We start from the raw sequence: 12,651 nt of genomic DNA, 5'->3' as shown, positions 1-12,651 counted from the left end.
GGAGGCTGAACGATAAGCACTGGCCGGGATTTAGCAAAGCAGCTTTACCGGCAATTTACCTTCCACTTACGTTTCAAGGTGTGAGGCAAAACACTGATACACAAATGAAAACGGCCTGGACAGGGCCAGGCCGTTAACAATTGTAAAAGCGCTTACTTGAGAACGGACAGCGCCGCTTCGTAGTTAGGCTCTTCGGCAATTTCCTTGACCAGTTCGCTGTGCAGGACGTTGTCGTTTTCGTCCAGTACAACCACCGCACGGGCGGTCAGGCCTTTCAGCGGGCCGTCAGCGATGGCCACGCCGTAGTTCTCGAGGAACTCGGTGCCGCGCAGGGTCGACAGGTTTTGTACGTTTTCCAGACCTTCGGCGCCGCAGAAGCGAGCCTGGGCGAACGGCAGGTCAGCCGAGATGCACAGCACAACAGTGTTGCTGATGTCGTTGGCCTGGGCGTTGAACTTGCGCACGGAGGTGGCGCAGGTCGGGGTGTCGACGCTTGGGAAGATGTTCAGCACTTTGCGCTTGCCGGCGAAGTCTTTCAGGGTGACGTCGGACAGATTGCCGGCTACCAGGGAAAAGGCTGGCGCCTTGGAACCGGCTTGTGGCAGTTGGCCGTTGACTTGAACCGGGTTGCCTTTGAGCGTGACTTGAGCCATGAACGGAGTCCTTCTTAACGTTGTTGGGAAAGCATGCAAGAGGCAGAAGTTAACCACGAAATTGTCCGACGACCTATGCCTGAACCGAAATTGTCATGTGCTGGCGCCTGAAACTGGATACACATTCACCAGTCTCCCCACATTCCTGCTCTCAAAGAGGGTGATGCTTGTTAAAACGCGAGTCTGCATCTTTTCTTTAACGACCTGTCGATTCAGACCCCGGCCGTTCGACTAAGCCATGAATCCCTCACCTATCTGCGGAGAAACACCATGCGCTTCATGATCATTGTCAAAGCCAGCCACGACTCCGAAGCCGGCGTGATGCCCAGCGAGCAATTGCTGACCGACATGGGCAACTACAACGAACAGTTGGCCAAGGCCGGCATCCTGGTTTCTGCCGACGGCCTGCACCCGAGCAGCAAAGGCGCCCGTGTGCGCTTCAGCGGCGAAAACCGCAGCGTGATTGACGGCCCGTTCGCCGAGACCAAGGAGCTGATCGCCGGTTACTGGATCTGGGACGTCAAGTCGAAAGAAGAAGCCATCGAATGGGTCAAGCGTTGCCCGAATCCCATGCCGGGCACTGAATCGGAAATCGAGATTCGCCAGGTGTTCAGCCCGGAAGACTTCGGCGCCGAGTTCACCCCGGAGCTGCGTGAGCAAGAAGAACGCATACGCGAGCAAGCCAAAAAACACTGAGGCCCCGAATCGGGAGCGTGAGCATTTTCTGCATGACCGATGACGACTGAGCGAGACACGAGGACTTTTCGACGCGAAACAGGTAGGGTGCGCAACATCACAATGCCACCACTGGATCGCGTCGCGGTTGTTATGGAGTTGTCATCGCAATGAGTTGCTGGACCGTCCTTGGCCTGTCGGCCGACGCCGATGTGCGCACGATCAAACGCCAATATGCCGTCCTGCTCAAACAGACCCGCCCCGACGACGACCCCGAGGGTTTCCAGCGGCTGCGCGATGCCTATGAGCAGGCCCTTGCGTACAAGGAATGGCAGCAGTATCACGAGCAGAATCAGGATGAAGAGCAGGAACAGGGTATTGAAGAATCCTGGGACCTGACCGGCCTCACCGTGGTCGAGGTCGATGCCCTGCAACTGGCGACCCGTTCGCTGGACGGGCTCAGTGTTGAAGAGCTGAATCATCGCCATGCCGTCACCCTCGAACAGGGTTGCGCACATCTCTTCGAAGACACGGTGCTGCATCATTGCATTGAACACCCTGAGACTTCGCAGACGCTGGTGGACTGGGCCATCCCGACCTTCTTCTGGTTCAGCGCCTGGCAACGCCTCGAGCTGGACGAAATATCGATCGACCTGTTGCTGGATCAACAACGCGCGCGCATTGCGCAACCGATGCGTGATGCCCTCGAACGGGAAGACGTCGACGGATTTCTCCAGGCCTATGCCCGCTGCGCGGATTTCAACTGGTTGGCGATTCAGCAACATCAGGAATGGTTCAACCGTGCCCTGAGCCATTTGCTGCTGGATGCCCCGGTCTGGTTTCCCGAGATTTTCGAACGGGTGCGCACCGGTCAGGGCTGGCACGGCTGCACCGGAAATCCCTGCCCTGACGGCGAATGGCAACGCCTGCTGGCTCGCCAGAATGCGCCGCTTTTCCTGGCTCACCAGCAACAGCTCGCCCTGGAACCGCCGGTCACCCCCGAACACCGCGCCGCCCGCCTGCTGCTGGGCACCGGCTCGTTCAGCGCCCGCCGCGCACTGGCCCGACGCCTGAGCGAAGACGACTGGGCGCAGTGTCGCAAGTTGAGTTCCGAGCTGTACGCCAATCACCCCAAGGTCTGCGTACAGATGCCCGGCGGCACGGCGTTTTTCTGGCGTGACTGGGAGCTGAGCTTCAATGACTGGCCGACCTACGTGGGCGTGGTATTGGCCTGCCTGATCGGCGCGTTCACCCATTACATTCCGCTGGGCGTGCGGCTCAGCGGGTTGATCAACATCGTCATGATTTCGACTGTGGTGTTCGGCGTGATCGTGGCCGGGCTCAATTGGCTGGTGCACAACCTCGCCCATCGCGTATGGCGGCTGGATGACCGGCTCAGCGCTGCTCTTTGCCCCGGAGTTTTCAAAGACTCGCCGCCGTTCGGCGTGCTGCGTGACCTGGTGCCCGGCGCGTTGATGGTGGCCGGGCTCGGCTGGTTTTTCGGCCCGATTGCCGGCGGGGTGTACGCCGCGACCCTGACGACCTTCGGACTGGTTCGCCGCTGGCAGTCCAGGCCACGGGTATCCTGGGAAGAGAGCCGAACAGCCGTGAAAGTCGGCGTGACGATCCTCGGCATTGTGGTGCTGGCCCTCGTGCTCGGCGTATTCAAAGTGGTCGCCAGCCAAGGCACGCTCAATCGCAATCAGGGGCTGCAACCCTGGACCGAACGCCTGTGCAGCCGCTTGCCGGCGACTACCGCCGAATGCAGCGCACCGGCCACCGTTGAACAGTGGTACGGCAAGGAGGCGCGCCCATGAGCACGAGAGTGATGTTTTGCGTCGGTATTTTCTTCGCGCTGGTGGTGATGGCGCTGACCAGTGCGACCCGCCCTTTCCTGCAACTCGATCTCTGGCTGGACGGACGCGATGCGCCGGTCACCGCCCAGGCCAATGCCCTGAGCCCGGTGATCGCCTGCGTCAACCGGATCGACGTGCAATGGCGAGTGGCCTACGACCGTTACAAGAACCCTCAACCGCCCTTGCCCCGCGACCAGCGCTGGTTGAAGAGCCTCAATGATTTCGACGACAGTGACGCGTTCAATGTGCGAGACATTCAGCGCGATGTCTGCGGTCAGGGCCTCACGGAAAAACTCGATCTTCTGGCGTGGCAGCCTGAACTGGCGCGACAGGCGAACGAGTACGTCCGGGCGCTGAATCACGTCACGACCACCATTGCACCCACGCGGTTTTACCGAGAAGCGAGCTTCACTTCGGGGTCGCAACAGCCCTCCCCTGGAGAACTGGCGGCGATCGAGCGCGTTTCACAGGAGTACATCGGCGCCTCGACGGCTCTGCGGCAAAGCCTGCTGCCGCTCGACGCCGCGCAGCGTCCCGAACAGCTCAAGCTGATCGAGGCGCGTCTGGGCAGGGACATTCATTGGGACTTGCTGGCGTACATGATTCAGGCGCGGGAGACTGTCGACGTGCTCGACGAAGCGATGAAAAACCGCACTCTGACCCCAAAATTGCTGGCCGACACCACCGCGAAGTTGCAACAGGCGTGGAACCGTCGCGAACCCTGGCTCGCACCGCGCACGGGAGGATTCCAGAACAAGACCGATGCCGCACGGGATCTGTGGCTGCGCATCGGCGAGCCGGGGCAAAGCTATCTCGAAGCGTTGAACACGCTGCACACCGACTGGCAGAACCACTCAGAGCCTCAGCGTTTGAGCGAGGACTACTACGCCGTGACCCGCAGTTACGACGGCTTGCTCAGCCATTACAACCGACTGGCGCGCGCCAGTTTCTGACGCAGTGCACACGCCGGATCGCCCTCAGGGGCGACCCGGCGTGCCGGTCTTACTTGGCCTTGAGCTTGAGGTAGGACTGATGCAGATCCGAGGCCCAGCCATCGATCACGCTTTTCACGTCATCGGCCTTCATCACCTGCGAATCGTTTTCCAGCGGTTTGCCGGTGCCCTTGCGCACCACCTGCGCCGCCACTTTGTTTGTGCCGCCATCGAGGAACACCGCTTCGGTCGCCAGCGTGGTTTCCTGATCGCGAATGCCGCTGGCGGTGCTGACCGCTGCCGCTACCAACGCCACCGGAATCACCTCATAGGCATGCAGGCCTTCGGTCTTGCTGCTGACGGCAGTGATGGCCGCGCGCACCACGATCACACCCGGCCCGGGACCCGAGGCCAGCGGCAGGGATTTGCCCAGTTCACGCTTGAGCGCCTGATCGTAGTAGCTGGTGATGCCGTTGAGGGTCTGCTGCGGAATCTTCACGGTGGGTTGCGGTTTGGGATAGAGCTGGGTCGGTTCGACGTAGAAGCTGGTGAATTTGCCGATGTCGACTTTCGGGTCGATCCAGCGCATCACTTCGGCCCCCGACGGGGATTTGGCCTCCCTCAGCTGGCTGTAGTCCTTGAGGAAGCCTGAGTACTCGTCGGGTGCGACGGTTTTGCTGGAGCAACCCACCACGCCCAGCGTGGCAATGCACAGGGTGCTCATCATTACGGCTAGCTTCATGCTGTAACTCCTGTCGGAAGGCCGAATTTATTGCGTCGGGGGAGTTACAGGTATAGCTAAATTCGCGCCGTTTGCGATCAGAAACCCCAACATTGCACAACGTCGGGTCCGGACCTTTGAAAGGTCCGGACCATCACAGGTGCTCAAGGCTTTCTTCTACCAGCTCGAAGTCTCCCCACTCCTCAACGCCATCTCCCGCCGGCTGTTGGCCCGCATCGCCTTGATCAGCGACACGGTCCCCACCAGCAAAATCGCCGCACCGAACAGAAAATCAATGTTGTACAGCTGGAAATCCTGCACCGGCCCCACCAGCACCGTGCGCACCACGCCAATCCCCACCAGCGTGGCAAGAAAGTCGATCCCCGGCTCATCGCGGTAGAACACCAGCAGCAACGGCAGGCACAGCACCAGCAGCATCAACAGCACCACAACCTTGAACGAGCCTTTGCGCTCGACGCTGAACGCGCATTCGTGGGGGCCGTAGGCCTTGTAGTCCTCGTCGCGGATCATCGAGTTTTTCTCGTTGATGTAGTCGGCGCGGTTGTACTTCTGGATCGGCGTGAAGGTGTTGGACATCTCCATCAGCGTGGTGATGTTCTTGAAGCGCAGGTCGATGCGCTCGCTGCCCTTGAGGTAATACAGCACCGGTTTGTAGCCGTAGCGATAGGTGTCGAAAGGAAATTCGGTGACCCGGCCCTGCACGCTGATCGGCCGCGATTCGAGTTCGGCGAAGGCGCTCTTGTCGGTCGAGGCGAGGTTGCGGCTCAGGGGCAGGACTTTCACCTGTTCGAGGAAGATCGGCGTCACGCCAAACGACCACTGCAACGGCTCCAGGCGCAGACGCAGTTCGTTGCGGCCCAGGTCATAGCGGTTGAAGGTGCGCTCGGAGACCACCACCGCGCCGCTGAGCATGAACTCGCCGCGCAGGTTGTTGGTGATGCGCAGGGTCAACTGATCCTTGCCCAGCAGCGCCGCTTCGGTGTTCGGCGGCGTGCCGCACCACGCGGTGCTTTCGCCGACGCCGCCGAGCTGGCCGCCACGGTTTTCGTTGAACACATAGATGTAACCGGCCCACAGCGTCACCATCAACAGCAACGCGGTGATGCCCAGAATTTTTTTGCCCGGACTCACTGATCAGACTCCCTTCTTCGTTCCGTCGTCCAGCCGAAAACCCGCTGGCGACGGGGACTCTACCAAAAGGCCACCATCGACCCAAGGAAAAATCCCCGATTCATCAGGGTTCTAAGGGTTTCCCCTGCATCACCTGCGCCGGAACAACGGTCGCGGCTCGATCACCGAGCGCCCGTACAACACGCTCATCCCGGCCAGCCCCTTGAGCGCATCCTCGGCGGATTTGTCCTCACGCACCGCGAAGCTGTCGAAACCGCACTGACGCATGTGGCTCAGTTGATCGCGCAATACATCGCCGATGGCGCGCAACTCGCCTTTCCAGCCGAAACGGCTGCGCAGCAGATAGGCCTGGCTGTAGGCGCGGCCGTCGCGAAAGCTCGGGAAGTCAAGGGCGATCAGTGGCAGTGAGGTCAGCCATGGCAACAGGCTTTCGACGCCGTCGTCCGGGCCGAGCCAGACCGCATGGGTCGAGGGTGATTCGAGCCAGTGGGCCAGCGGCAGAATCAGCATTTCAGTGCTGTCAGCCGTTTCTGGCGAGCGAATCAACGTCCACGGATCATCCAGCACGATCTGCGCCCCGCTCTCCTCCATTCTCAGCAAATTGTTCATGCCGGCACCTCCAGCGCTTTCGGGTAGACCCGCTCCTTGAACGGCTCCAGGCCGATGCGCGCCACGGTATCGACGAACAATTCTTCAGCTTCGCGATAACGGACGAAGGTGCCGATGATCCGCTCGATCACCTGCGGCACTTCGGCGGCGCTGAACGACGGGCCGATGACTTTGCCCAGTGCGCTGTTCTTGCCCTGCGCGCCACCGAGGGTGATCTGGTACCACTCGCTGCCGTTCTTATCGACGCCGAGAATCCCGATGTTGCCGATGTGGTGATGGCCGCAGGCGTTCATGCAGCCGGAGATGTTCAGGCTGATGTCGCCCAGATCGTGCAGGTAATCGAGGTTGTCGAAACGCGCCTGAATCGCCTGGGCAATCGGGATCGACTTGGCATTGGCCAGCGCACAGAAGTCGCCGCCGGGGCAGGCAATGATGTCGGTCAGCAGCCCCACGTTGGCGGCGCCCAGCCCCTGCTCTTTCGCCAGTTGCCACAGCGCGAACAGCTCGGACTTGGGCACGTCCGGCAGGACGATGTTCTGCTCGTGGGCGATGCGGATTTCGCCGAAACCGAAGCGCTCGGACCAGTCAGCCACGGCCTGCATCTGCGCATCGGTGACGTCCCCCGGCGGCGAGGCCAGACCCGGTTTGGTCGAAAGCACCACGCTGGTATAGCCCGGCTCTTTGTGCGGTTGCACGTTGCGCGCGACCCAACGGGCGAACGCCGGGTTGTCGGCCAGGTGCGTGCCGAAATCCAGATCGGTGCCCGCCAGCGTGCGGTAGCTCGGCGGCACAAAGGCACTGGCCACCCGCTGGTATTCATCTTCGGTCAACTGCGCGGGGCCGTCCTTGAGGTGTTGCCATTCCTCCTCGACCTCTTTGGCGAACGCCTCGATGCCCAGCGCCTTGACCAGAATCTTGATCCGCGCCTTGTACTTGTTGTCGCGCCGGCCGTGACGGTTGTAGACCCGCAACACCGCCTCGACGTAGGACAGCAAGTGCTGCCACGGTAGATCGTCGCGAATCTGCAGACCGAGAATCGGCGTGCGTCCCAGACCGCCGCCGACGATCACTCGCAGCAGCATCTGGCCGTCACGGCCGGGGTAAAGGTAGAGGCCGATGTCGTGCATCATGATTGCCGCGCGATCCTGCTTCGCCGAGCAGATGGCGATCTTGAACTTGCGCGGAAGGAACAGGAATTCCGGGTTGATCGTCGACCATTGCCGCAGGATCTCGGCCAGCGGGCGCGGGTCGATCAGCTCGTCCGCCGCGACCCCGGCGAAGGCTTCGGTGGTGATGTTGCGCACGCAGTTGCCCGAGGTCTGGATCGCATGCATGTTGACCTGCGCCAGACGTTCGAGAATGTCCGGCACCTCGTGCAGCTCGATCCAGTTGAACTGCATGTTCTGCCGGGTGGTGAAGTGGCCGTAGCCACGGTCGTAATCCCGGGCGATGCTCGCCAGGGTGCGCATCTGTTCGGCACTCAGCGTGCCGTAAGGAATGGCCACCCGCAGCATGTAGGCGTGCTTTTGCATGTACAGGCCGTTTTGCAGGCGCAGCGGCAGGAACTCTTCTTCGCTCAACTCCCCGGCCATGAAGCGCTCGACCTGATCGCGAAACTGCGCAACGCGCTCGAACACCAGCGCCCGGTCGTAATCATCGTATTGATACATCGGCTACCTCATCAGGAATGCACAGATTCCTGTGGGAACGGGCGAACCCGAGATAGCGCCAGTTCGCGTCTGGCGCTATCTCGGGTTCGCCCGTTCCCACAGTATTTTCCCTGACTATGGACGAACGGCGCAGTGCACAACAGATTCACCTGAACGCATAAAAACCGTATCAGGGCGCGGCAGATGGCCGCAGGCAGCGCTTTGATCTGATCCGCATAAATGAACAATTCCTGAGCCTGTTTTGTTTCCGGTGGGGTTTCTACAGTGCAGCTCGTGCCAGACCGGGTGGCCTGGCAAGACTTTGCAACCGTGGATGAACTGACCATGAGCACAGCAACAATCGGACAGGCTTATAACTACAAGGTCGTCCGCCAATTCGTCATCGCGACTGTTTTCTGGGGTGTCGTGGGCATGGCGATGGGGGTATGGATCGCCTCGCAACTGGTGTGGCCGGACATGAATCTGGACTTGCCGTGGACCACCTTCGGCCGCTTGCGACCGTTGCACACCAGCCTGGTGATTTTCGGTTTCGCCGGCAGCGCGCAATTCGCCGCCAGTTACTACGCCGTGCAGCGTACCTGCCAGGTGCGGCTGTACTCGGACAAGCTTGCCGCGTTCACCTTCTGGGGCTGGCAATCGGTGATCGTGATCATGCTGGTCACCCTGCCGATGGGCTACACCACCACCAAGGAATACGCCGAGATCGAATTCTCCGGCGCCGTGTGGATGGCGGTGGTCTGGGTCGCGTACGCCGTGGTGTTTTTCACCACCGTGGTGCAGCGCAAGACCAAGCACATCTACGTCGGCAACTGGTTCTTCGGCGCGTTCATCCTGGTGATCGCCATGCTGCACGTGGTCAATCACCTGTCGATTCCGGTGGACTGGTTCAAGTCTTATCCGGTGTACTCCGGCGCCACCGACGCCATGGTGCAGTGGTGGTACGGGCACAACGCGGTGGGGTTCTTTTTGACCACCGGGTTCCTCGGGATGATGTATTACTTCGTGCCCAAGCAGGTGAATCGGCCGGTGTATTCGTACCGGTTGTCGATCGTGCATTTCTGGGCGCTGATCACCCTGTACATCTGGGCCGGCCCGCACCATTTGCACTACACCGCGCTGCCGGACTGGGCGCAGTCGCTGGGCATGGCGATGTCGCTGATCCTGCTGGCACCGAGCTGGGGCGGGATGATCAACGGGATGATGACCCTGTCGGGCGCCTGGCATCAATTGCGCACCGACCCGATTCTGCGCTTCCTGGTCTTGTCGCTGGCGTTCTACGGCATGTCGACCTTCGAAGGCCCGATGATGGCGATCAAGACCGTCAACGCCCTCTCCCACTACACCGACTGGACCATCGGTCACGTACACGCCGGGGCGCTGGGCTGGGTGGCGATGATTACCTTCGGCGCGACCTATCACATGGTGCCCAAGGTCTTTGGCCGCGAGCGCATGCACAGCACGCCGCTGATCAACCTGCACTTCTGGCTGGCGACCATCGGCACGGTGTTGTACATCGCTTCGATGTGGGTCAACGGGATTACCCAGGGCCTGATGTGGCGGGCGATCAACGAGGACGGCACGCTGACCTATTCGTTTGTCGAGGCGTTGCAGGCCAGTCATCCGGGGTTTGTCGTGCGGTTTGCCGGCGGGGTGTTCTTCCTCAGCGGCATGTTGCTGATGGCCTATAACGTGTGGCGCACGGTACGGGTGGCGGATGTTGCAATTGCCCATCGTGAAGCGCAGATCGCCTGATCAAGGGAGCTGGTCATGTTCGATATTTTTCTGAATGTGTTGGGCGTGTTGTTTTTGTGGCTGGCGGTGGAGTACTGCTTGCGGCATGAGACGGCGGAGAGCCTGGATGAGGCGAGTCTGACGCCGTTTGCGGATGATCCGGAGGTGGCGCGGCGGGTTGAGATGGCCACCGGTAAGACCGTGAAAGCGGTGGCGCCGGAGGTGGCGAAGCCGGGGTGGGTCAACCTCGAAATGTGAGCTACTTCCGTTGATGTTGATCGTTCCCACGTCAAGGCGTCGAACCGTCCGCGTGGGAATGCAGCCCGGGACGCTCCGCGTCCCTTCCAGAGCTGGAACGCGGAGCGTCCCTTGAGGCATTCCCACGCAGAGCGTGGGAACGATCAGGTAGGGAGTGGCTTTTGATCTTAGGTGCGGTCTCGGGGAATCAGGCTCTGCAATTGCTGCGCGAGGAAATTCGCGTCGAAGGCAAAGGTATCCGGATCCTTCAACCCATTGGTCTTGCGCCACTGCCACTCCCCGCCCGGCAGTCCCACCAACGAAACACTCCCATACCGCGCCGCCGTCAACCCCATCACCGCCAGCGAAATCTGCCCGCCGCTGCCCATCACGTCCGGCACAAACTCGACCGGTTTGCCGGCAATCACGATGCTCAGTTTTTCAGTCTTGAAGGTTGAGGTCTCAACCGGTGTGCTCGGCCCGAACGCCACATAAGCCTCGCGACTGACCTCCAGCAACCCCGGCGCCTGCACCGGTTCCAGCCATTGCTGGATCCGCCCGAACAACTCGGTGATCCGGGTGGCCCAGGTCGCCGATTGCGTCTCGAACAGTTGTTTCTTGTGCGCTTCGCTGTCGGCATAGTGGCGAAGCATTTCGCCCAGTTGCTGTACGTCGTCCATTGCGGTGTTCCTTCAAGGAGCGGTGCTGCGGACGTCGAGCATGGCAGATGCCGATGACGACCGTGCAAGTCATTTGCCTGCACGGTCGCCTCGTCGGCCATTGACGGACAAAAGGTCAGCGTTTGCGCAGGCGCGCCATGCTCAGGGTGTCGACCCATTGCCCGTCACGCACCGCGTAGTCGCGGAACAGGCCCTCGGTTTCGAAGCCGAACTTGCGGTAGAGCCCGATGGCCGCCTCGTTGTCGGCGTACACCGAAAGCTCGACCCGGTGCAGGTTCATCCAGTTGTCGGCGATGTCCAGCGCCGCTGCCAACAGCTTCGAACCGACACCCTTGCCCTGCCACGCCACCGCTACGGCCATGCCGACACTGCCGGCGTGACTGCGGCGAATCCGCGAGAACTGCTCCAGCCCCAGATTGCCAATCACCACCCCCTGATGCAGCGCCACCAGTTGCACCACCCGCTCGTTGTCCGCCGCCAGGCGTTTGCGCCAGACCTCGGTGGTCTGAAACGGCATTTGCAACACCTGCCGGGTCACGGCCGGGTCGTTATAGAGCGCGGTGATGCCTTCGACGTGGGATTCGTTGTAGCGCTCGAGGTGAATGGCGGGGTTGTGCTCAGGCATGAAAGATCCCTCCTGGATCAGTGCGTGGCCGGTCACTGTAAACCGCTTCTTCACGGATTCGCCATGACTGTTTAAAGCCTATACATCCCCTTAGCCTGATTGGCTGATTGTTCCCACGCTCTGCGTGGGAATGCAGCCCGGGACGCTCCGCGTCCCTTTCGGAGCTGGAACGCGGAGCGTCCCTCGAGGCATTCCCACGCGGACGGTTCGACGCCTCGACGTGGGAACGATCTAAAAACCTACGTGGTTACTCAAACCACTCCTGTCGCTCATTGAACGTACGCTGAATCAACTCCACCAAGGTCTGCACCTCCCCGACCGCCTGCGATTCACTGTTCACCGCCAACCACGCCTGCAACCGCATCGCCTCGTCAAACAACCCCGGCAACGCCACCAATCCGCGATCAAACCGGCTCATGTACATCGGCAGCAAGCCAATGCACGCGCTGCAACGAATCATCTCCAGCATCAGCTCATAGGACTGCATCTGCACCACCCCGGCCAACCGCTGTTCGACCAGTTCATTCCACGGCCGGAAGCTGTCGATCTGCCGATCATGCTGCCATTGCACCAACATGAAATCGGCGAGGTCGTCCGGGCTTTCCGGGCGTGCAGTGACGCGGGAGTAGCGTTTGGCAATGTGCGGCTGGTATTCCAGTTGCGCGAGGCGTTGCGGTTCGCTGGTGGCGAAGGTCGGGCCCGGATGCGGGGTGTCGCCGTGGGCGAGCCACAGTACGATGTCGGCGCTGACGGCGCGCAGGGCCAGTTCGCTGTCGAGGGCGATGATCTCCAGCCGCACGCTGGCGTTGCGGCGCAGCAGTGCGATGAGGTCGCGGCCGAGGATGTCGTGCAGGATCGATTCGGCGACGGCCAGCCTTATCAGCGGTTGCTCGATCACCGGAAGTTTGCGTTCGTGAGCCAGGGCGATCAGTTGCGCCTGCAATTGCTGGCCTTCGCGGGTCAGGCTGAGGGCGCTGCCCTGAAAGCTGAACAGCGCGCATTGCAGTTGTTGTTCGAGTTGCGCCAGTTGTTTGCGCAGCAGGGTCGAGCGCACGTTGAGGCTGCGGGCGGCCTGCATGAAGCAGCCGCAACGGGCGCTGACCAGAAAGT

13 protein-coding genes are annotated in these 12,651 nt (G+C 61.1%); 5 read left to right on the top strand and 8 right to left on the bottom strand.

The genetic code is table 11. The features are described 5' to 3' along the window. Positions 1-152 precede the first annotated feature (152 nt). Complete coding sequence (gene tpx, locus K5E37_RS11165) at positions 153-653, bottom strand: thiol peroxidase (protein WP_011333939.1); 501 nt, start codon at positions 651-653, stop codon at positions 153-155. A 270-nt stretch (positions 654-923) separates the two neighbouring features. Between tpx and K5E37_RS11160 the strand changes: the two genes are divergently transcribed. From K5E37_RS11160 to K5E37_RS11150, 3 genes are all read left to right on the top strand, one after another. Beyond that, the gene (locus tag K5E37_RS11160; RefSeq protein ID WP_085604104.1) at positions 924-1,349 is read left to right on the top strand and encodes a YciI family protein; all 426 of its coding nucleotides are present in this window, start codon (positions 924-926) and stop codon (positions 1,347-1,349) included. A gap of 149 nt (positions 1,350-1,498) precedes the next feature. Further along, positions 1,499-3,145 carry a J domain-containing protein gene (locus tag K5E37_RS11155; RefSeq protein ID WP_221533828.1) on the top strand — a complete coding sequence of 549 codons (1,647 nt, stop codon included), beginning with the start codon at positions 1,499-1,501 and terminating at the stop codon, positions 3,143-3,145. Beyond that, positions 3,142-4,137: a DUF3829 domain-containing protein gene (locus tag K5E37_RS11150; RefSeq protein WP_221533827.1), complete on the top strand. Its 996-nt coding sequence runs from the start codon at positions 3,142-3,144 to the stop codon at positions 4,135-4,137. Before K5E37_RS11155 ends, K5E37_RS11150 begins: the two co-directional genes overlap by 4 nt. Positions 4,138-4,186: 49 nt before the next feature. Here the strand turns inward: K5E37_RS11150 and K5E37_RS11145 are convergent, their stop codons facing one another. The 4 genes from K5E37_RS11145 to K5E37_RS11130 form a co-directional block, all read right to left on the bottom strand. Further along, the gene (locus K5E37_RS11145; protein ID WP_011333935.1) at positions 4,187-4,858 is read right to left on the bottom strand and encodes a DUF3313 domain-containing protein; all 672 of its coding nucleotides are present in this window, start codon (positions 4,856-4,858) and stop codon (positions 4,187-4,189) included. A 156-nt stretch (positions 4,859-5,014) separates the two neighbouring features. Next, entirely contained in the window at positions 5,015-5,989 is a 975-nt protein-coding gene (locus K5E37_RS11140) for a hypothetical protein (protein ID WP_064381826.1), read from the bottom strand. A 129-nt stretch (positions 5,990-6,118) separates the two neighbouring features. Beyond that, on the bottom strand, positions 6,119-6,598 hold the full coding sequence (locus K5E37_RS11135) for a DUF934 domain-containing protein (RefSeq protein ID WP_221533826.1): 480 nt from the start codon (positions 6,596-6,598) through the stop codon (positions 6,119-6,121). After that, the gene (locus K5E37_RS11130) at positions 6,595-8,268 is read right to left on the bottom strand and encodes a nitrite/sulfite reductase (protein ID WP_221533825.1); all 1,674 of its coding nucleotides are present in this window, start codon (positions 8,266-8,268) and stop codon (positions 6,595-6,597) included. The genes K5E37_RS11135 and K5E37_RS11130 overlap by 4 nt, the downstream gene beginning before the upstream one ends. Positions 8,269-8,592: 324 nt before the next feature. On the opposite strand from K5E37_RS11130, the gene ccoN reads away from it, so the two are divergent. Together ccoN and K5E37_RS11120 are read left to right on the top strand one after the other, a co-directional pair. Beyond that, positions 8,593-10,020 carry a cytochrome-c oxidase, cbb3-type subunit I gene (ccoN, locus tag K5E37_RS11125; protein WP_007955093.1) on the top strand — a complete coding sequence of 476 codons (1,428 nt, stop codon included), beginning with the start codon at positions 8,593-8,595 and terminating at the stop codon, positions 10,018-10,020. A 15-nt stretch (positions 10,021-10,035) separates the two neighbouring features. Continuing rightward, positions 10,036-10,257, top strand: coding sequence for a cbb3-type cytochrome c oxidase subunit 3 (locus K5E37_RS11120; RefSeq protein ID WP_221533824.1), 222 nt, complete (start codon positions 10,036-10,038; stop codon positions 10,255-10,257). 167 nt (positions 10,258-10,424) lie between these two features. Here the strand turns inward: K5E37_RS11120 and K5E37_RS11115 are convergent, their stop codons facing one another. From K5E37_RS11115 to K5E37_RS11105, 3 genes are all read right to left on the bottom strand, one after another. Then, the gene (locus K5E37_RS11115) at positions 10,425-10,916 is read right to left on the bottom strand and encodes a hypothetical protein (RefSeq protein WP_221533823.1); all 492 of its coding nucleotides are present in this window, start codon (positions 10,914-10,916) and stop codon (positions 10,425-10,427) included. Positions 10,917-11,031: 115 nt separating this feature from the next. Continuing rightward, complete coding sequence (locus K5E37_RS11110) at positions 11,032-11,541, bottom strand: GNAT family N-acetyltransferase (protein WP_221533822.1); 510 nt, start codon at positions 11,539-11,541, stop codon at positions 11,032-11,034. Positions 11,542-11,788: 247 nt separating this feature from the next. Beyond that, positions 11,789-12,651, bottom strand: an 863-nt coding sequence (locus K5E37_RS11105) for a LysR family transcriptional regulator (protein WP_221533821.1), incomplete at its 5' end; no start/stop codon positions are given.

Origin of the sequence: Pseudomonas sp. RIT778, assembly GCF_019718735.1 — a bacterium.
In the GTDB taxonomy this organism is placed as follows: domain Bacteria; phylum Pseudomonadota; class Gammaproteobacteria; order Pseudomonadales; family Pseudomonadaceae; genus Aquipseudomonas; species Aquipseudomonas aphyarum.
This window is presented reverse-complemented; position numbering and strand designations above follow the sequence as displayed.